Annotated in this window: 19 protein-coding genes and 1 tRNA gene; 14 read left to right on the top strand and 6 right to left on the bottom strand. The window is 42.3% G+C overall.

Annotated features, from left to right (window positions below; genetic code table 11):
* Positions 1 to 11 precede the first annotated feature (11 nt).
* The 3 genes from ACZ449_RS26470 to ACZ449_RS26460 are packed head-to-tail and all read right to left on the bottom strand — an operon-like array spanning position 12 to position 3,641.
* On the bottom strand, positions 12 to 1,232 hold the full coding sequence (locus ACZ449_RS26470) for an ABC transporter permease (RefSeq protein WP_464258998.1): 1,221 nt from the start codon (positions 1,230 to 1,232) through the stop codon (positions 12 to 14).
* 23 nt (positions 1,233 to 1,255) lie between these two features.
* Positions 1,256 to 2,329 carry an efflux RND transporter periplasmic adaptor subunit gene (locus tag ACZ449_RS26465; protein WP_464258997.1) on the bottom strand — a complete coding sequence of 358 codons (1,074 nt, stop codon included), beginning with the start codon at positions 2,327 to 2,329 and terminating at the stop codon, positions 1,256 to 1,258.
* A gap of 10 nt (positions 2,330 to 2,339) precedes the next feature.
* Positions 2,340 to 3,641, bottom strand: a complete 1,302-nt coding sequence (locus ACZ449_RS26460; RefSeq protein WP_464258996.1) for a TolC family protein — start codon at positions 3,639 to 3,641, stop codon at positions 2,340 to 2,342.
* A 232-nt stretch (positions 3,642 to 3,873) separates the two neighbouring features.
* Between ACZ449_RS26460 and ACZ449_RS26455 the strand changes: the two genes are divergently transcribed.
* Positions 3,874 to 4,038, top strand: coding sequence for a DUF1540 domain-containing protein (locus tag ACZ449_RS26455; RefSeq protein WP_464258995.1), 165 nt, complete (start codon positions 3,874 to 3,876; stop codon positions 4,036 to 4,038).
* 68 nt (positions 4,039 to 4,106) lie between these two features.
* On the opposite strand, the gene ACZ449_RS26450 is transcribed toward ACZ449_RS26455, so the two are convergent.
* Complete coding sequence (locus ACZ449_RS26450) at positions 4,107 to 5,621, bottom strand: methylenetetrahydrofolate reductase C-terminal domain-containing protein (RefSeq protein ID WP_464258994.1); 1,515 nt, start codon at positions 5,619 to 5,621, stop codon at positions 4,107 to 4,109.
* A 490-nt stretch (positions 5,622 to 6,111) separates the two neighbouring features.
* Between ACZ449_RS26450 and ACZ449_RS26445 the strand changes: the two genes are divergently transcribed.
* From ACZ449_RS26445 to ACZ449_RS26425, 5 genes are all read left to right on the top strand, one after another.
* On the top strand, positions 6,112 to 6,555 hold the full coding sequence (locus ACZ449_RS26445) for a MarR family winged helix-turn-helix transcriptional regulator (RefSeq protein ID WP_464258993.1): 444 nt from the start codon (positions 6,112 to 6,114) through the stop codon (positions 6,553 to 6,555).
* 25 nt (positions 6,556 to 6,580) lie between these two features.
* A complete protein-coding gene (locus ACZ449_RS26440; protein ID WP_464258992.1) occupies positions 6,581 to 7,780 on the top strand; it encodes an MFS transporter in 1,200 nt (399 codons plus the stop codon).
* A gap of 136 nt (positions 7,781 to 7,916) precedes the next feature.
* Positions 7,917 to 8,393, top strand: coding sequence for a MarR family winged helix-turn-helix transcriptional regulator (locus ACZ449_RS26435; protein WP_464258991.1), 477 nt, complete (start codon positions 7,917 to 7,919; stop codon positions 8,391 to 8,393).
* A gap of 144 nt (positions 8,394 to 8,537) precedes the next feature.
* On the top strand, positions 8,538 to 9,917 hold the full coding sequence (locus tag ACZ449_RS26430) for an MATE family efflux transporter (protein ID WP_464258990.1): 1,380 nt from the start codon (positions 8,538 to 8,540) through the stop codon (positions 9,915 to 9,917).
* Positions 9,918 to 9,927: 10 nt separating this feature from the next.
* A complete protein-coding gene (locus ACZ449_RS26425) occupies positions 9,928 to 10,278 on the top strand; it encodes a VOC family protein (protein ID WP_464258989.1) in 351 nt (116 codons plus the stop codon).
* A 373-nt stretch (positions 10,279 to 10,651) separates the two neighbouring features.
* Here ACZ449_RS26425 and ACZ449_RS26420 read toward each other — a convergent pair whose 3' ends face one another.
* Positions 10,652 to 11,569, bottom strand: coding sequence for a tripartite tricarboxylate transporter substrate binding protein (locus ACZ449_RS26420; protein ID WP_464261947.1), 918 nt, complete (start codon positions 11,567 to 11,569; stop codon positions 10,652 to 10,654).
* 358 nt (positions 11,570 to 11,927) lie between these two features.
* Here ACZ449_RS26420 and ACZ449_RS26415 point away from each other — a divergent pair, with 358 nt between their 5' ends.
* The 4 genes from ACZ449_RS26415 (at position 11,928) to ACZ449_RS26400 (ending at position 15,583) form a co-directional block, all read left to right on the top strand.
* Positions 11,928 to 12,215, top strand: coding sequence for a hypothetical protein (locus ACZ449_RS26415; RefSeq protein WP_464258988.1), 288 nt, complete (start codon positions 11,928 to 11,930; stop codon positions 12,213 to 12,215).
* A 219-nt stretch (positions 12,216 to 12,434) separates the two neighbouring features.
* Positions 12,435 to 12,893 carry a MarR family transcriptional regulator gene (locus tag ACZ449_RS26410; RefSeq protein ID WP_464258987.1) on the top strand — a complete coding sequence of 153 codons (459 nt, stop codon included), beginning with the start codon at positions 12,435 to 12,437 and terminating at the stop codon, positions 12,891 to 12,893.
* A gap of 377 nt (positions 12,894 to 13,270) precedes the next feature.
* Complete coding sequence (locus tag ACZ449_RS26405) at positions 13,271 to 14,332, top strand: NAD(P)H-dependent oxidoreductase (protein WP_464258986.1); 1,062 nt, start codon at positions 13,271 to 13,273, stop codon at positions 14,330 to 14,332.
* Between the two features lie 78 nt (positions 14,333 to 14,410).
* A complete protein-coding gene (locus tag ACZ449_RS26400; protein ID WP_464258985.1) occupies positions 14,411 to 15,583 on the top strand; it encodes an alpha/beta fold hydrolase in 1,173 nt (390 codons plus the stop codon).
* A gap of 235 nt (positions 15,584 to 15,818) precedes the next feature.
* Here ACZ449_RS26400 and ACZ449_RS26395 read toward each other — a convergent pair.
* Positions 15,819 to 15,893, bottom strand: a tRNA-Val gene (locus ACZ449_RS26395).
* Positions 15,894 to 16,031: 138 nt separating this feature from the next.
* Here ACZ449_RS26395 and ACZ449_RS26390 point away from each other — a divergent pair.
* The 4 genes from ACZ449_RS26390 (at position 16,032) to mqnC (ending at position 19,841) form a co-directional block, all read left to right on the top strand.
* Entirely contained in the window at positions 16,032 to 16,724 is a 693-nt protein-coding gene (locus tag ACZ449_RS26390) for a DNA alkylation repair protein (protein ID WP_464258984.1), read from the top strand.
* 113 nt (positions 16,725 to 16,837) lie between these two features.
* On the top strand, positions 16,838 to 17,938 hold the full coding sequence (mqnE, locus tag ACZ449_RS26385) for an aminofutalosine synthase MqnE (RefSeq protein ID WP_464258983.1): 1,101 nt from the start codon (positions 16,838 to 16,840) through the stop codon (positions 17,936 to 17,938).
* A complete protein-coding gene (locus ACZ449_RS26380) occupies positions 17,938 to 18,765 on the top strand; it encodes a menaquinone biosynthetic enzyme MqnA/MqnD family protein (protein WP_464258982.1) in 828 nt (275 codons plus the stop codon). Before mqnE ends, ACZ449_RS26380 begins: the two co-directional genes overlap by 1 nt.
* 5 nt (positions 18,766 to 18,770) lie before the next feature.
* A complete protein-coding gene (gene mqnC / locus ACZ449_RS26375) occupies positions 18,771 to 19,841 on the top strand; it encodes a cyclic dehypoxanthinyl futalosine synthase (RefSeq protein WP_464258981.1) in 1,071 nt (356 codons plus the stop codon).
* The last annotated feature ends 90 nt before the right edge of the window (positions 19,842 to 19,931 follow it).

Below are 19,931 nucleotides of genomic sequence, written 5' to 3'. Positions count from 1 at the left end.
CCTAAAAACCTTTACTCATAGCGCAGCGCATCAATGGGATTCAAGAGCGCCGCCTTACGCGCTGGATAGATTCCGAAGAATACGCCGATTATAACTGACACGCCAAAGGCGCCGATTATGGCGAGTGGCGAAATGACGGTATTCCAGCCGGCTATCATGGAGATTACTTTGGCACCACCCACTCCTACTAAAATACCGACTAAACCACCGGTAACGCTAATAACAATGGCTTCAATCAAAAACTGCAATAAGATAGTACGGTAGGTAGCCCCCAACGCCTTTCTTATGCCGATTTCTCTTGTCCGCTCCGTAACTGACACCAGCATAATATTCATAATCCCGATCCCGCCAACGACCAGGGAGATGGCGGCAATATTGCCGAGGAGCAGGGTAATCGTACCTGTTGTCTCAGTCATCATTTCCATCAGTGCTGTCAGGTTGCGCACATTGAAATCATTTTCGGCTTTCCCCTGCAGATGATGGCGGGTTCTTAGCAGGGTTGTCACATCATTTTGAACCTGATCAATGAGTTTCTCGCTCTCAACCTGAATACTGATATTATTAATGTAGGTTATGCCCATCATCCGCTCCATGGCCGTACTGAGCGGCACCAGCACAATATCGTCCTGATCTTGTCCCATCGAGGACTGGCCTTTGGTTGCCAGCACCCCAACGACCCGGAAGGGCGCGGTGCCAATCCGGATGTTCTGACCTACCGGACTGATATTTCCAAACAGATTGGTTGCCACCGTTTGTCCCAGTACGGCTACTCGCGCCCGGACACTGTCATCACGGCTGGTAAAAAAACTACCAGTGGTAATCTCAAAGTTACGGATAGTCAAAAACTCGGGCGTTGTCCCCTGGACACTGCTGTTCCAGTTCTGCTTATTGTAGATAAGCTGAAACTGCTGACTGACAGCAGGCGCCACATAGCTTATCCCGGCGATTTCACGGGCAATGGCTTGCGCATCCTGTTTGGTCAAGGTAATATTGGAACCTGCCGCCTTCCGCACTCCGCCGCCTGACGGCTGACCGGTGCCTGGCATGACAATCAGCAGGTTGCTGCCCATACTGGCAATAGAGCTTTGCACCTTTTGCTGCACCCCTAAGCCAATCGATACCATGGCAATGACAGCGCCCACACCAATAATGATGCCCAGCATAGTCAGGATAGCCCGGAGTTTATTGGCTCTCAAGCCCTCAAAGGCAATGAGAATGCTTTGCCAAAACATAGTATTCCTCCTATTCTGCTCCCTTACATGGGTGGCGGCCCTTGTTGATTGCTCGTTGTAGTGGCCTTAGCTGCCGGCAGTACAATGGTATCACCTTCATTTAGGCCGCTGATAATTTCCACATGTTGATCATCACTAAGACCAACCTGGACTGCGGCCTTCTCAGGCTTGTCACCAACCATTACTTGCACATATTTTTGTTCTTTTTCTTCTTTTATCGCTGATAAGGGCACTAACAAGGCATTTTTGCTTTCACCAACAGTAATCGTTACCCTGGCAGTCATCGTAGGATACAAGAGACCTTGCGGCGAATCAACATCAACATATACCGGATAGTACACTACATTGGAAGTAGTGGTAGCACTCTTAGAAATACTGGTAACTTTACCGGAAAACGTTTTATCAATATGGGCATCAACGGTAAAGGATACGATTTGTCCTGGTTGAATTTTTCCAATATCAGTTTCATCAACCATGACTTTAATCTGCATTTTCGACATATCGGCAATAGTCATAATGACCTGTGGTGTCGAGATACCTTGGGCTACAGTCTGACCGGCCGGCGTAGGCTTGCCGACGACAACGCCGTCAATCGGCGACTTAATCACATAGTAGTCTAGCTGCAGTGCATAGTTATTATAATTAGCCTGTGCCACCAAATAATTGGTGCGGTCAGCATCCAGTTGTTGTTCTGATTGGCCACCTATGGCTGCCAACTCTTTGCTACGCCCATAGACAGCGGCATAATTGGCCATCTGAGCCTGGTACTGAGCCAGCTGGGCTCTAAGACTGGAATCATCCAATACCACTAATACCTGTCCGGCTGTAACAGTATCGTTTTCTTTTACATTAAGCTGGCTAATCAGGCCGGTTACGCGCGAACTGATATCAACCGAATTGACAGCCGAAATAGTGCCTGTTGCCGACACGGTTGACGTAATATCAGCGCGGCTAACCATACTGGTCTTGGTCTCAACAACAGCCGCTGTATTCTTCTTATTATAGTAGGCGGTCCCGCCTGCTGCCACGAGCGCCAGCAGGACTAGCCAGATAATCCATTTTTTATATTGTTTGAGCTTTTTCCAAACTGCCTGCATACCTTAGACCTCATTTCTCTACAATTGCTATTCCCATGGCTTTTTCCAATTGCGCTTTGCTTGTGTTATAGTCATATAACGCCTTATTGTTATTGAGTCTGGCCGTATTTAACGCCACTACCGCATCAAAAACTGCCAGATTTGTCCCTGCTCCCAAACGGTAACGGGCTTCGGCAATCATGAGGCTTTCCTCGCCCTGCGCGACTGCCACCTTCTTGGTGTCAATCCGTTTTTCGGCTTCGCGCAGACTTAAATATGCCTCGCGCACCTCTAACAAAATCGTGTCCCGCTGTTGCCTGGCTTGCTCTTGCACAGTAGTTAGACTATATTCTGACTGTTTGACCTTGGATTTGTTGATCCCCGAGTCAAACAGATTCAAGGAAGTAGTCAATGTGGCCTGCCAATCGCTATTATCGGCGCCAGGAAAATTTTTATCAGACCAATTTTGCGCTAAAGAAAAATCTACTGTTGGCAAATAGCCACTTTTAGCAATCTTGACATCGGCCTTCGCACTGCCGACCTTAGCCTGATATGCTCCCAGCTCAGGCCTGTTAGCCAAAGCGTACTGAATACACTCTTCCAGCGCGGAAGGATATTTTTCATACTTAAGTTCCTGAGTAAGGATGAGCTGACTTTCCAGCGGCAAGCCAATCACATTATTCAGCTTGGCGACCGCTAATTCATAATTGTTCTGGGCCACACTGAGGCTGTCTTGGGCATTGGCTAATTCAACCTGACTTGACAGTACCTCGACTTTAGCCACCGTCCCCGTGCGATACTGGGACTCTACTAAGGCTAAGTGAGCCGCATAATTAGCTACCGTCTCCTGGTTGACCTTTACTTCATTGCGGTATTGCTGTACATTGTAATAGTAGGTAATGACTGTTTGTCTAAGCTGTTGTTTAGCCTCATTGATCTCCAGATCAGCTACGGTAAGGGCCAGCTCGGCCTGCTCAACCTGGTTTTCTAATTTACCGCCAGAGTACACCGGAATAGTAAGTGCTAGCTGGTTATTAAAGCGGTTATGGCTGGTTTCACCCTCACTTACTACTGCTGAACTATAACGCGTATCAGTGTGGGAAAAATTCACCGCTAGCTTTTTATTAGACTGAGCTTGTTTTAGTTCCCAATATGTTTTCTCCCTGCTGTTCTCGGCAACTTTTATATCGGCATTACTTTTGAGCGCCAGCGCCACACTATCCTCTAAGGACAGTTCAATCGCCCCCGCCATGACTGGCTGGCCCAAAGCTACCAAAATTAGCATACTGCCAAGTATTTTAGTAATACTGCTGTATCCACAGAATAATTTCACTACTATGTCTCCTTCCGGTAATCTCTTCACTTTCCGCCAATTAACCTTTATTATACAAAAGCTTTGTTAGTAATATATATACTATTACTACTTCATTAATCGTTCAATACCTTTTTGCTTATGAAAATAATCGCTTCGTGCAGCTACAAAAAATTAATAAATTATTGGTATCTTTTAGGCTAATCCAGCCATACTAAATGCTGTAGTACAATAGAAAGCGAGGTGAAAAGCGATGTCTTTACCTGGTGTAAAATGCAAGGTATCAAGCTGCAAGTACTGGAAATCTGGTGAACACTGTGATGCTTCGGCCATTGAGGTTAACGTTGATGGCGGCGGCACAAGTGCCCGGCAAAGTGATCAAACCAACTGTCATACCTTTGAGTCTAAGAATTCCTAATTAAGATAGTCTAATAGTAATAAGCCGTCCATGAACAATATGGACGGCTTATTACTATTAGACAGTATCTAATCTTTATTATTATTGTAGTCTCTATCATTAAAATAGTTTAACCACGAGGAAGTACGGTGCAGTTCCCAATTACAGGGTGGCATATACTTGGCTTTCATACGTTCTTCTTTACCACGTCCTTTAAAGCCTTCATACATTTTTACATAAATACACTTTTGTTGCTCAGGATAAACCTCACACCACCCATCGCGGCTGCCGCCGCATGCACCATTGCGCTGTTGCTTGGGACACTGCGACATTGGACAAATAAAACCAAGCTCATGCATGGCACAATCACCACAGAACCGACATTCATTTGTTATTGTCTTTGTGGTGTATTCAGCAATAGTAAATGGCTTTTTCAGGCAGGAGTTATCAATAAATTTCGCAACTGCTTTGTTTAGCGGGTAGAGCGGTGCTTTATGGTCAAATGCCACCCCATGGACCAAGTCCATCACCGACTGTTTTAATGAGGAATGGGCCGAACCGGTCTGTCTACGGTCAAAGGGTTGGCAAGTATTAAGTCCTGTTGTTACATCTTTTTCAAAAAAATAAAAACCGTCAGCCTGCGGATAGTCAAAGTCGGCTACTGCAATATCCTGCCAGTTACCACTCTGTTCCTCACCTTTTTGCATAATATATTGCACATCGTCATAGCTAAGACCATGACCACCAATATTTACGCCATCATAACGTAATCCCTTAAGCACTGCATACAATTTGGCTGCCCTGAACAATTGCTGTTCTTTTTTATTTGCAGTATCTGCCTGCTCTGCTTCCAGTTTTTTTACCAATTTATCTGTTACCACACAGCCAGGAATCAGATTCTTATTCATCAGTTTAGCAACAGGTACAGACAGCACATAGATATTCCCAATAAGTGGCACGTTGAATTGATTACTATCGGCATACTTGCGCAACTCATCATACTTTCTGGCATCATAACCCAGTTGGGTAATAATAAACCTGGCACCATTCGCTATTTTTTTATGCAGCTTGTAATATTGAGCCATAGTTTCTGCTTCAGTAGCTTTGAACGGTGAAACAACAGCCCCAGCAAAAAAGTGAGTAGCAGGAAGGTTAGTGTAGGCACCTTCATTCATTTTCGTTATCATACGGAGAGCATGCACGGCATCAAAATCGAAAACCGGCTTGGCATGACCCGCATATCCTTCTGTGGGATAGTCCCCAGTCATAACCAGTAAGTTGTGAATGTCGGCCCTGCCCAACGCATATAGTTCGCTCTCCAGAGCATTTCTGTTTTTATCTTTACTAGTAAAATGAACAAGCGGATCGATACCCAGTCGTTTGGCTTCCACCGCCATGGAATAAGGCAAAATAGCTGCTTTTCCACCAGGATTATCCGTAATCGTAATGGCATTGATTTTGGGGTCCTTAGCCGCCAATTCAGCCATTTTCAGCAAATGCTCCTGTGCCTTTTCCCGCATACCCCGTCCCGGAACCAATTCCCAGGTTATCGACAGCTGTTCAGGATCAGCCAAAGCTTCACTAAAAGAATATTTGGGGGACATCCTATACTCCTCCTTTGTCACAAAATTTTCGGTCCTATATTCTTATAGTTTTTACCATTTTATTTATCATCATTCCTATTGTTTGTTACCAAAATCATTTCCCTATTCCTGCTGACTACCACTAGTTTGAGCGCTGTTCTGTTCTTTTGCTCTACCGGGTTTTACGATAACTGGCTTATATGATATTATTTATAGTATGAATGAAAGTCCATTTTTTTCAACAAACTAATCTGAATACCCTACAAAATTAATGCTTACATTTATTGTTTACCTGGTATACATTGTAATTATGAAAACAAAACGCGTTACATTCTACTAGCTAAAGGAACATTTAAATGTATACGTATTTCTAACCAGTCGGGTTTCCAGACTAGTTATTTTGCATTCGAGGCTGAGAAAAATTTAAGTGTTTATAACATATTTTTGTTTACGCGGAAACAAAAATATGTTATTATTATATTGTTTCCATAGAAACAAAGGAGGAATGTCTGTGGATAATGCAATAAAAATTATAAGCTCACTTACACGAATACAAGAACGTTCCACTATTTTTGAGCATCATTTTTTTGCGGGGATTAATTTAGCGGAAGCACATTGCATTGATAAGATCGGTTCGATGGACTATGCTAATGTCACGAAAGTAGCAGCTGAAATGGGTATGACACGAGGCGCCATAAGTAAAATCAGTAAAAAATTGCTAAACAAAAAATTAATTGACAGCTATCAAAAGCCAGAAAATAATAAAGAGATTTATTTCTGCCTGACAGAGCAAGGGCAGCAAGTATATATCGAACATAAAAAGTGTCATACTCAATCGATGCAAGAAAAATTAGCTCTATTATCAACATATAGTGAATATGAGCAGTCTATTATCTTGCGGTTTCTGAGCGATATAAACCAGAAGTATGATAAAAAACTAAGTGAAGAAATATAAATAGGATACCTAGGAGGACATGGAATTGAATCGAAAATATGTGTATGTAGTAGCAGTAAGTCATTTTTTCTGCGATGTTGGCATGGGGGCATTGCCCGCTATTTTGCCGTTTTTCATTTTACAGTATGGTATGGATTATCAAGCTGTAGCAGGTTTGATGTTTGCATCCTGCTTTTTATCATCCATTGTACAGCCTGCCTTTGGCTGGCTGGCAGATCGTACGTCAAAAACATGGCTTATGCCGCTGGGAATTTTTTTAGGTGGCGCCGCCATGGGGTTGGCAGGACTTTTTGAAAATTATTGGGCTATTTTTGCAGTGGTAACGGTGAGTGGAATCGGCAGTGCTATTTTTCATCCAGAAGCGGCGCGGATGATCCATAAACTTTCCGGATCAAGAAGAGGTACGGCCTTGAGTATTTTTTCTGTAGGCGGGAACGGTGGTTTTGCTGTCGGACCGATTATTGCCGTGGCTGCCATTACGGCATTTGGCATGAAAGGGACAGCGGTATTTTGTTTGCTGGCGTTGATCATGTCAATGATTTTATTGGTGATTGTTCCGAAAATGAAAGCAGATATCGCGCAGACTTCAGTTTCCGAGGTATCTGCAGACGGAAAGGTCACAGAACCAAAAAGCAATCTTAGAAATGATTGGCCATCCTTTGCGCGATTGACATTGCTGATTGTTTTTAGTTCGATTGTCATTTGCGGATTGCGAAGCTTTATTCCGCTGTATTTGGTAAATGTCGCGGGGCTTTCTACTGCGGCAGCTGCTTCAGCATTGACATTATTATTTATGTTTGGTGTAGTGACTACACTCATTGGCGGACTGTTGGCAGACAAAATCGGCTACTTGAAAGTGGTGCAGATGAGTTATGTACTGTTAGTACCGATGGTAGGGTTATTATCACAGACGACGAATGCTTTCATTAGTTATGCGTTGATGATACCGATCGGATTTGCTATGTTTTCACCGTTCAGTTCGGTCGTTGTTTTGGGGCAGAGCTATTTAGCACGTAGTATAGGTTTTGCTTCCGGAGTGACACTGGGACTTTCTTTCAGTGTGGGTGGTATGTTTGTTCCATTGATTGGTGGGTTTGCGGATAATCACGGCTTGCCAGCAACGATGGAACTTCTTACAGCAGTTGCACTACTGGCAGCGTTGTGTTCATTCTTTCTGCCAAAACCTGTACATATGGGAGCAAGTCGAACAGCGAAAGCTCTGTAGTTATCCTACTCGTTGGAATAGACAAAATGGAAGTTCCTATTTTGTCTATTCCAACGTATCACCCCTTAGAGGGAGATTGATAACCTAAATAGTAATAAGCATTGACAAAAGCGTATAGCTGCTATATACTCATGTCATGATGAATGCGCATAATTTACATGAATTAAGAATTAGTTATTCACTCTTAAGAGTAGTCTACAAGTTTTTTGAAATTGATAAAAAAACTCGTTATTATGGTATTGATGTACCGTTATTTCCTTCGGAAATTCATATGATTAACAAGATAAAACAAAATGAAGGGATACATGTAACCGGCTTGGCCAATATTCTAAAGGTAACCAAAGGCGCGGTCTCTCAAATTATAATGAAGCTGGAAAAGAAAGGTTTAATCCGCAAAGAAAAGGACATAAATAATCAGTCGAAACTTGTATTAAAATTAACTCCTAAAGGTGAAACAGCCTACAGTAATCATGAAAAGTTTCATAAAAAAATTGATGTTATGGTAAATGAAATCGTCAAAAATGCCTCTGAGGAAAATGTTACCTTTTTCAAAGATGTTTTGACTACTCTAGAAGAGAGATTGGAGCTTTTTAAAAAGGAAGTTGATCAATAATTTTTTAAGCAAAGTGTATAGTATCTATACTCAAAACAAAAACCTGTATTTTAAGGAATGATGGAGAGTGAATTTTTTTCAAGATAGTGTATAGCACCTATACTAAAAATCAAAAGCATATCTAAATGAAAGGAAAGATGGAAAATGGATAGCAACGATCAAAAAATTAAGCTGATGGCGGAGGAAAAAATTCCGAAAGTGTTACTGAAGTTTAGCGCACCGGTAATTATCGGTATGCTGGTAACTGCCTTTTACAATGTTATCGATGCTATGTTTGTGGGGGGATTAGGAACAAGCGCTATAGGAGCGGTATCGATCGCTTTCCCGATTTCAATGTTTCTCATGGGTTTAGGATTAACTTTTGGCAGCGGAGCATCTTCTTATATTGCCCGACTGTTAGGTCAAGGAAATATCGTACAGGCAAATCGGACGGCTTCAACAGCGTTTTTCAGCAGTCTGTTTATCGGGATTATTACGATAACAATAATACTAAGTTTTTTAGATGAAGTTTTACTATCTTTTGGCGCAACACCAACGATTTTACCGTTTGCCCGGGATTTTGCCTCAATATTCATTGCTGGTTCCATACTAAGTATCATCGATGTAACCTTGAATAATATAGCAATATCGGAAGGTGCTGCCAAAATAAGCATGACGGCTATGATAGCTGGGGCAATCATCAATGTAATTTTAGAGCCGCTCTTTATTTATACATTTGGCTGGGGAATAAAAGGAGCAGCGATTGCTAATGTAGTGGCCCAGAGCGTAACTACTTTTTTGTATTTGCAATATTTTTGGGGCAGCAAAAGTTATGTAAAAATAGCATTTCAACATTTTGTTTTTGATAAAGAAATATATTCGCAAATATTGAAAGTAGGAATTCCGCTTCTGATTTATCAGCTCCTAACAAGTGCTTCAATGGGATTAACAAATGCAGCGGCCAGTAATTTTGGTGACACTGCAGTGGCTGCCATGGGGATTGTTACCAGAGTCTTTGCCATAGTGACATATGTGGTTTTTGGCTACTCAAAAGGGTTTCAACCCCTCGCCGGATTTAATTATGGCGCAAAAAAAATTGACAGATTAAAAGAAGCAGTTAGCGTTTCTCTTAAATGGACTACCTGGTTTTGTGGAATCAGTGCATTGCTGATAATCGTTTTTTCAAATGCAATCGTTGCTTTGTTCAGCAATGACAGTGCGGTCATTGCTATCGGCAGTAGAGCTTTGATTGCCAATAGCATCCTGTTTATTTCCTTTGGCTTTCAGACAATATATATATCACTATTTTTAGCGCTTGGCAAAGCAAAAGAGGGTGGAGTGTTAAGTATGGGAAGACAAGGCATATTTTTTATTCCTGTCATTTTTGTATTGCCATCGATCATTGGTATAGACGGAGTGATTTATACTCAAGTGATTGCTGATATATTAACAACACTACTAACGGCAATATTGGCGGTAAGTTTAAAGAAAGAGATTAACGGTTTAACTGAAAAAAGCATGGCGCAATCAGCTGAGCTATTATAGGGGGATAACAATGAGAATACAACAAGTTTTAAATCGATTTTATGTACATGATATTGAGCAACCAATAGAGTTTTATAAAAAGGTGCTAAATGAGAAATGTAATTTGAGATTTAAATATCCTCAAACAAATTTAGAAATAGCACAAGTAGGAAATATTTTACTTATAAGCGGTTCTGATGAAAGTTTGAAGCCACTTAAAGATACACAAGCAACATTTATCGTAGATTCTATTATTGATTTCAAAAATTTTTTATTAAACAATGGTGCTACAGTTATAAAAGATTTGAAGGAGGTTCCAACAGGAATGAATATGACTGTAAAACATTTAGATGGTACTATAGTTGAATATGTTCAACTATAGTATGAATTAAGAGAAGCCTGACACTGGCTTCTCTTAAAAATTATCATGAACGGTTAAACACGGTCCCTGTCTCCCCGTTTTTTCCTTAAATCTTCATTTTCGCGGATGGCGCTTTTCTCTGACCGGTTGCATATTTTACATTCTAGGGGTATAATATAAGAAAAGGACTGACGTGCTCGATACACGCCAGCCCACAGGCTGTCTAACCGGAAAACGGTTAGCCCAAATGTTTGTTATTTAAGAAATAACCGCCACTATTTGAGCAGAGGGGCGGTTATTTCTTTTTGGTCGTGACCAATACCCTTCTTATTCAATAAAAAATGGCTTGCGTTTCCGCAAGCCAAAAGGTTAGGGTAATACCCTTAGTTAAAAATTAATTTTTCTGGGCGGCAATGCGCTCAACAATACCGGTTTCCTTTACTACTTTATTAAGTCGTTGATTATCTGCATTCCACTTATCACCAAACTCTGTTGGCCCCAAATATTCAACTTTCATCCCCAACGCTTCCATATTCTTTTGAAACTCCGGATCGCTAAGAATATTTTTGATTCCTAGTGCCAATTTAATTTGAATATCTCCTGGTATACCCTTAGGAGCACCAATCCCCTGCCAATTGTTAAATATCAGATCCACTCCCTGTTCTTTGAATGTTGGTATATTTTTAAGGTCCACATCCTCACATCTATGTGGATCAGCTATAGCAAGAACCCTCACTTTACCTGCCTTTACTTGCTCTTTTACAGATGCAATGTTAGAAAACATAACTTTTACATGTCCACCTAACAGAGCTGCTAGCGCTTCCGAACTTCCCTTAAAAGGGACTTGTTCAATAGTAATTCCCGCCTCTGTAGCAAACATCTCTGCTACAACATTAGCAGTAGCGCCCAAACCTGGATGACTATATTTTAATTCTCCAGGATGAGCTTTAGCATATTTAATTAAATCATCAACATTCTGCCAGGGACTTTCCGTTAACACCGTCATTGCCATCGGCGAGGTAGTAACTTGTGCCAATGGCGCCAATGCTGTTGGATAATAGTATCTTGTTTTACTGTATAATGGTTGCAAAATTGCACCAATAGTTGTAATCCCAATAGTATATCCATCCGGGTTAGCTGAAGCAAGTTCGTTCCACCCTAATGTCGCCCCTCCACCCGGTTTATTTACAACAATCATGGGCTGTCCTAAATATTGTATCGCCAGTTTTTCCATGGTTCGGGCTATCATATCTGAGTCCCCACCTGGAGAATAAGGCACAATAATCGATATTGGCTTAACTGGATATTCCATATTTTGATTACTTACCTCTTTTTCCCGCACACTACCACATCCCCCCAATAAAATCACCATACTCAGAAAACAAATAAGTACTCTTTTTCCCATTTTACTCCTCCATTCCATTACTAACTTTTTCATACTCATTCAAAAGTAAGTTCAATCCATTGACAGCATTCATAGCTTGTCTGTACTATGAATGAAGCAGTTCACTAGCAGCATACTAATTTTTCTGCAATTTGTAATATAAAATACGTTCTTATCCATAATTATACAGGATAATATTGTAATAATTTGTATAATTAAGGGATCGATACAAAAAAACTCCACCTCTCGACGTATCCTTATCTCTAAAGCAGACTTAACGCTAGGCTTGTTTGATGGAAAAAGCTTCTCGCCGCTCGATTTTAGCCTCTATTCGGAAAAACCGTTAAAGGCAAAATATCGGAAGCAGCAGTATCAGAAGCAACGTGATCCAAAGTCGCCAGGAGCTGAGCGTAAAAAGAAATGCTCCATTGATAAAATCTCCAACGGATTACAGATGCTCAAACGGGCTGTCAAACACGGTTTTCGCGCCAAATATGTCCTCGTTGATAGTTGGTTCAGCAGCAAAGCATTTATCATGACGGCGCGTAGCCTAGCCGCAAGACGATGCATGTGACCTGCGGCGTCAGAAAGGAAAAACGTTGTCTCAAACGCAACACCCGCTATTACGAGGTTATAGTGAATTATGAAGTGCAGGGATGCGGAGCGAGCCCTATGTATTTTACAAAAGACGTGGATATATAAAAATTAATACTTGCATTTATCGTTTACTTGGTATACATTATAACTATAAAAACAAAACGTTGCATTCTATCAGCTAAAAGGGAGCAATAAAATGTGTAGGCAAAGTGAACGTGTACTTGAAATCATGACGCGCATTATCAATAAAGCATCGTCACTCATGACAGAACCACATCATTTTGGAACCGATGATGTGTTGTATGCCTCCGAAATCCATATGCTGGATGTCATCGGCAGAAACCCGGGTATTAACGTTACAGAAATCGCCGATAAACTGGGTATAACCAAGGGTGCCGTTCCTAAAATTATACGCAAGCTCATTCATAAAGACTTGATTTGTCGTTATCAGACAAAAGACAATAAAAAGATCGTCCTGTTTGAACTCACTGACAAAGGACGTACTGCCTTTCAAAATCATATTGAATGGCACCAAAAATTTGACAGCGGCATCATCCAAAAACTCAATTCCCTGAACAAAACAGAACTTCTTTTTTTTAATGATATTATGTCTGATATTGAGCAGTATATTGATAAAATAAAGCACGGACAGTGAACTCGTTTCAGCATAGCTGAAACATTGGGGATTCAGGTGGAGAAGTCTACTCCACCTGAATTAACGCCGCCTGTAGAGGCGGGAGTCTTGACTGGCGTACTAAGATAAATTTTTTGCCAACATGTTTACCTGGTAAACGTTTTGTTTTGTTAGTGGAGAACAGTTTAGACCCATTGTTCTTCAAACTAAGGAGGATGTTATCTATTACGAGCAAGCTAATTATCAGTTCAACACCCACATTGGATTGCCATTTCAGAGTAATTTTCAAGTTATGGTATAGCAGCTAAACTGACAAGTGTTCTGCTGTAATAGTAATTTGAGTCAGTTTACTTTTCAGTATAGCAATTAAACTTACTAAACAAAAGGGGACTAAAATCATGAATAAAAAGGTATTAGGAATCTGTGTCAGTAGCCGTAAAAATGGCAATAGTTCAATAATTCTAAACGAACTACTGCGCCCCGCCAAAGAAGCAGGTCACCAAATTGAAATGCTAAATTTTGGATCCCTACGAATTTTGCCGTGTGTCGGTTGCTTTGGCTGTAGTAATAAGTTATCCCGCTGTGTTTTAAACGATGATCTGGAACTGATCAAGTCCAAGATCGAAGAAGCAGATGCAATTGCGCTTGCTTCACCTTGTTATTATCTGTCTACACCATCCCCATTAAAGGCCGTTATGGATAGATCGGCTGCTTGGGCTATCGAGAAAATGGCCAATAGTAAGCAGAAAAAATATGGTGTTGCAGTGTCGGTTGCCGGAGGAGAGCCTATGGAATTTTCGCTGCAGAGAATCTATTCAAGTTTATTTCTCGGATTGTATAACTGCGAAATCGTCGGCCAATTTACAATTGGACACGCTTTTAACAAAGGAGAGGTCTTATTAACACCAAGTAAGTTAAAGCTAGTGGCTGAGCTTGGTGCAACTCTTGTTCAATCCATTGAGCAGGACCAATGCATAAAATCCGCGATTAATGAATGTGAAGATAAAATGGTATGTCCTAATTGTTTGTCAGATGCATTCCAAATTTATAAGGATAATCGTTTGATCTGCCCAGTCTGCGGTATGGAAGTGAGACGTACGAATTTGGGTGATCAGCTAGTTGGCTCCAGCCGCTTTTCTGTTGAAGGAGCGCGTGAGCATAAAAAGCATATCGTTACTAATGTGATCGGAGGAATGCTGGCCAGTGATGAAATCAGCCAAAGATTACAAGCATATTGGAGCTCTAATGTCTTACCGACTGATGATCATTTAATTGATAATGATTTAAGCGGTGTGATAGATTCGCTAGACTGGGATGACGACGCTCTTGAGGCGTTAAGTGCCTCTATTCCCTATGCTTTACAGGAAGTAATCAAAAAGGCCGTCACTAAAAAAGCGAATCAAAACGGAGTGAATCATATAACAAAAGAAGTATTGCGGCAATATGGGCCCAAGTTTTAAGATATGTATCCGTTGAAGCGTAATTGCTGATGGTACAAAATCTATTTTTGAAATAGTAAAATTTGAGGAGGAAATACTATGAAAAGCAATGTTGATTTTAAAAAAGGAACTTTTAAGCTCCATCCTAATCCAAACTTTAATTATCAATTAAACCGGACTTACGCCTGGAGTAACGGCGATTTAGAAGAGCTTAAAGCCGTTGCCGCAAGAATTACCAATGCTGAGACCTGGGAGAAAGAGTTGCTGCAAATTGCGGAAAAAGCCTTACAGGAAAATCGTGTAGAACATGCCATTGCTTATTATCGAATGGCAGAATTTTTTATGTATGATGGGCATCCTGCTAAAATTGAGACATATGATAAAGCCGTGCAACTCTTTTATGATTACTATGGCGATCTCTTCAAATCGGGAATTATAAAGAGAGATTCCGTACCGTTTGAATCGGCGCACCTTCCCGTATTATACACCGTACCTGAAAAGGGAGAAGTTGTTGATACCATTTTACTACATGGTGGGTACGATTCTTATCTGGAAGAATTTGTACCGATGATGCTTTACCTCCGTGAAAACGGCTTTGCTGTTTACCTTTTTGAAGGGCCGGGCCAAGGGGGCGCTTTGAGAAAAGAAGGCTTGACGTTTATTTCGGAGTGGGAAAAACCGGTAAAAAGCATATTGGATTTTTATAACCTGGATGATGTAACGATTATCGGATTATCCCTCGGTGCGATGCTGGCGCCAAGAGCCGCAGCGTTCGAAGACCGGATCAAACGAGTTGTCGCCTGGAGTTTATTACCTAATCTTTTGGATCTGTTAATTTATGATATGCCAAAGAGTTTTCAGGATGTCATCCGCTTGTTGATGACAAATGAGGACGAAGATATGCTAAATCTGCTGCTGAAAAGTGTAATGAAAAAAGAGCCGCTGATTGAATGGGCAATCAATCATGGAATGCATAACATGGGTGTGCGCACTCCCTATGAATATTTACGAAAAATAAATCAATTTCAGTATATGGATGTCGGAACAAGAATAACCCAAGATTTTCTGTTATTGGGCGCTGAAAAAGACCATTTTATTCCGGTTGAGTTCCATAAGCCAATTATTGATGGCCTTCCCAATGTTAAATCGCTGACATACAGGCTTTTTACTGAAAAAGAGAGTGCCGAAAATCATTGCAATGCCGGCAATGCGAAATTGGTTCTTGATACGATTATTTCTTGGATAAAGCTTATTAAACCATCTGTTGATTAAGATAAATAAATAGCAGAGTACTATCTATCCTTAGTCAAAACGACAACTTCATTTTACGCTTTGCAATACAATAATTTTTATATTTTCTGTTGCATTTTGGGCCTAATAAAAAAAATAAAATAGAGAAGGCCGAATAACGGCCTTCCCTATTTTATCTTCTCCGCGTTGCTACACGGTTGCTACATTTTATGCAAAAAGGGTTCACAGCGATTGCTGTGAACCCTTGAATTTCATCTGGTGGGGCATGCTGGTTTCGAACCGGCGACCTCTTGAATGTGAATCAAGCGCTCTCCCACTGAGCTAATGCCCCGAACAAGTTTTATTATAACACAATGATCCTTAAAATTCCAGTTTTTTCAGGTGGCGGAGGCAGTACAGGAAGATCGTTTATATTTCTCCCTTGCTCAACTTATGCTAAAATAAATAATCACCATATAAGGGGGATACTATGGAACAGACGATAAGAAAGCGCCTTTTGGCGCTGGTCGACGAGGAGTACCGGCAGTTTCACAGCAAACTGGTGCCAGATGCAGATAATATTTTAGGCGTACGGTTACCACATTTGCGGGAGCTTGCCAAGGAACTTGCCAGGGGAGATTGGCGCAGCTATCTAAAGGCGGCATCAGCTGATTATAATGAGGAAATTATGCTGCAGGGACTGGTAATCGGCTACGCCAAGGCCGATATTGAGGAGATTTTGTGCTATGCCGCTGCCTTTGTACCTAAAATCAATAACTGGGGCGTATGCGACAGTTTTTGCAATAGCTTAAAAATCACCAAGAAACATCAGGCCCGAGTCTGGGAGTTTTTACAACCATATCTGCTGTCACAGGAAGAATTTGAACTACGATTCGGTATTGTGATGCTGCTGAGTTTTTATATCGAAGATGAGTATATTGAGCAGGTACTCCTGCGTTTAGACGGCGCGAAGCACGATGGCTATTATGTAAAAATGGCCGTAGCCTGGACTATTTCCATTTGCTTCATTAAATATCCGGAACAGACCATGGCCTATTTAAAGCAAAATACGCTAGATGACTTCACCTACAACAAAGCCTTACAAAAAATCACCGAATCCTTTCGGGTAGATAAAGCGACCAAAAGCTTGATTCGCGGAATGAAACGCAGCATAACGAAGTGACATATTCTTATTTGGCAGGTATCGGCCAATATCTATAGAAAATGGTAATTATATTTATCAATATTGGAGGTCCGACGGCAGTTTACCGGGACACAAAAACAGGAGATGACTACATGGAAGATCAATTGAGCTTGATTGAACAAAAGATATATAACGGGGAACGCTTGACGCGTGATGACGGCTTGTTTTTACTAAAATCCGACGAATTACTTCGGATCGGCGCACTGGCCCGTTTTGCCAAACAACGCAAATCCGGCCGCAAAGTCTATTTTAATGTCAACAGGCACATTAACCTAACCAATATCTGTGTATCCCGCTGCAAATTATGCGCTTTTGGCTGTGATGCCGATGCATCCCAGGCTTATGTGATGGAACCGGAAAAAGCTCTTTCTATTGCCCGCCAGGCGCTTGCAGATGCACCAGAAATGACAGAACTGCATATTGTCAGCGCTTTGCATCCGGACAAACCTTTTACCTATTACGCAGATATCATTTTGCGTATTCACCAGGAATTTCCTAACCTCCACTTAAAAGCGTTTACCGCTGTGGAAATTGCCCATTTTGCGAAAATAGCTAACCGGTCAATTCGAGACGTACTGACGATTCTCAAGGATGCCGGATTAGGCTCGCTGCCGGGTGGCGGTGCTGAAATATTAAATGACAGGGTGCGGCAGATTATATGTCCGAACAAGTGCAGCGCCGCCGAATGGCTGGAAGTGGCGCAGACAGCGCATCAGCTAGGTATACACAGCAATGCCACCATGTTGTATGGGCATGTTGAAACCTATGAAGAACGAATTGACCATTTACTGACATTGCGTAGCTTGCAGGATAAAACAGGTGGATTCCAAGCCTTTATTCCCTTCCCTTTCCATCCGGAAAATACCGGACTCAGCGACATTAAAAGGGCGACAGCCTGGGAAGATTTAAAAATGCTGGCTATTAGCCGCCTCATGCTGGATAATTTTGATCATGTAAAAGCATTTTGGATTATGTTAACATTGCCCATTGCCCAAATTTCAATGGCATTTGGCATCGACGATCTGGACGGAACGGTCGTGGAAGAAAAAATTCTCCATGCGGCCGGGGCAAAAACCGCGGTAGGTATTAGTAAGCAAGCTATTATCGATTTTATCCGCGAAACAGGGAATATTCCCGTCGAACGGGATACTCTCTACCGTGAAGTGCAAGTATATGAAGGGAGCCAAGCGTGATGAGACCCAGAGTGGGACATATTCAGTTTATCAATTGCTTACCCCTTTATTACGGTTTGGTAAAAAACGACGTGCTGTGGGATGTAGAATTGAGCAAAGATACGGCCAGGGAATTGAGCCGCCATTTGTTAGAAGGCAGGCTTGACATTTCTCCAATCCCATCCATTGAATACTCGCGGCATTGGCGTGAACTGATCTTGCTTCCTGGTCTGTCGGTAAGCTGCGACGGCCCGGTGGCAAGCATATACTTGGTGAGCAAGGTACCTATCGCTGAACTGCATAACCGTAAAATTGCCCTGACAAATACCTCTCGAACATCGCAAGTGCTATTAAAAATTATTCTTGAGGATAAATATCATATTCACCCTGCCTATTTTGAGTGTCCCCCCCATTTAGGCTCAATGCTTCTGGAAGCTGATGCGGCACTGTTGATTGGTGACGAAGCACTGCAGATTCATTATCAAGTTCCTAGTGGCTTATACGCTTATGACTTGGGCTGTGAGTGGAAGGAATTGACTGGGTGCAAAATGGTGTTTGCCGTCTGGGCCGCCCGGCGAAACTTTGCGGGCGATAACCCGGAACTTGTCCGTGAAGTGCAGCGCTCTTTCGTGCATTCCATGTCCTACAGCCTGATGCATGTTGACCAAGTAGCCAGCGATGCCGCTCGCTGGGAATGCTTTGACTCAAGTTTTCTGCAAGCCTATTTCTCCACGCTGCAATTCGGCTTTGATGCCGAGCATCAGCAGGGATTGAGGGAATATTACCGGCGGGCGCAAGCGTTGGGGCATATTGCCGAAGCACCTGAACTAACTTTTCTGGAGGTATGACAACAGTGGACAGATGGCAGTCGATTATCGACCAGATACTTCAGGGCAGCCGTTTACAAGACGATGATGCAGTAGAGCTATTAACCCGGGGAGATCTGCCCACTTTGGGACAAGCGGCAGATGCCATCCGACGACGGAAACATTCCGGGCCCTATGCTACCTTTATTGTAGACCGAAATATCAACTATACCAACGTTTGCAAAAGCCAATGCAAATTTTGTGCTTTTTACCGGGCTAACGATGCCGCGGACGCTTATGTACTCAGTACAGCAGAACTCTACAAAAAAATTGCAGAAACGCTAGCTGCCGGTGGCACCCAAATCATGCTGCAAGGCGGTTTGCACCCGGAGTTAACTCTCCCTTATTTTGAAAATATGCTGCGGGGCATTAAAGAGCAGTTTTCGATTACAATTCATTCTTTTTCGCCGGCGGAGATTGTCCATATGGCCAGCCTAGCTGGTACCTCCATCCAAAAAGTTCTGCATCGCCTGCAGGCCGCAGGTCTGGATTCCCTGCCAGGCGGAGGAGCGGAAATATTAGATGATGCTGTACGCCGCCGGGTCAGTCCCTTTAAAATTATGACAAAGCAGTGGCTGGAAGTCATGGAAGCGGCTCAGCGTATCGGGATGGGTACAACTGCTACCATGGTGATCGGAATGCAGGAAACTTACCGGCAACGTATTAATCATTTCCGGGCCATCCGTGAACTGCAAGATTGTACGGGCGGTTTCCGGGCTTTTATCATGTGGACATTCCAGCCTGGCAACACAGAATTAGGCGGCGAAAAGGCTAGTGCCTGGGATTATCTGCGGACTTTAGCCGTAGCCCGGTTGTATTTCGACAATATCTCACATTTGCAGGGCTCCTGGGTAACTCAGGGCCAATCAATCGGCCAGTTGACACTGGCCTTTGGTGCCGATGATCTAGGCAGTATCATGCTGGAAGAAAACGTAGTCCGGGCTGCTGGTACTGCCTATCAGATGTCAATTGAGAAAATGACAGACCTTATCCGCACCACAGGCAAAATTCCGGCCCAGCGGAATACACAGTATGAAATCCTGAAAACTTTTAAGTGAACTCGTTTCAGCATAGCTGAAACATTGGGGATTCAGGTGGAGAGTCTACTCCACCTGAATTAACGCCGCCTGTAGAGGCGGAAGTCATGA

Source organism: Desulfosporomusa polytropa (genome assembly GCF_055380075.1).
Note: the sequence above shows the minus strand (reverse complement) of the source record. Positions and strands in the feature narration are given on the sequence as shown.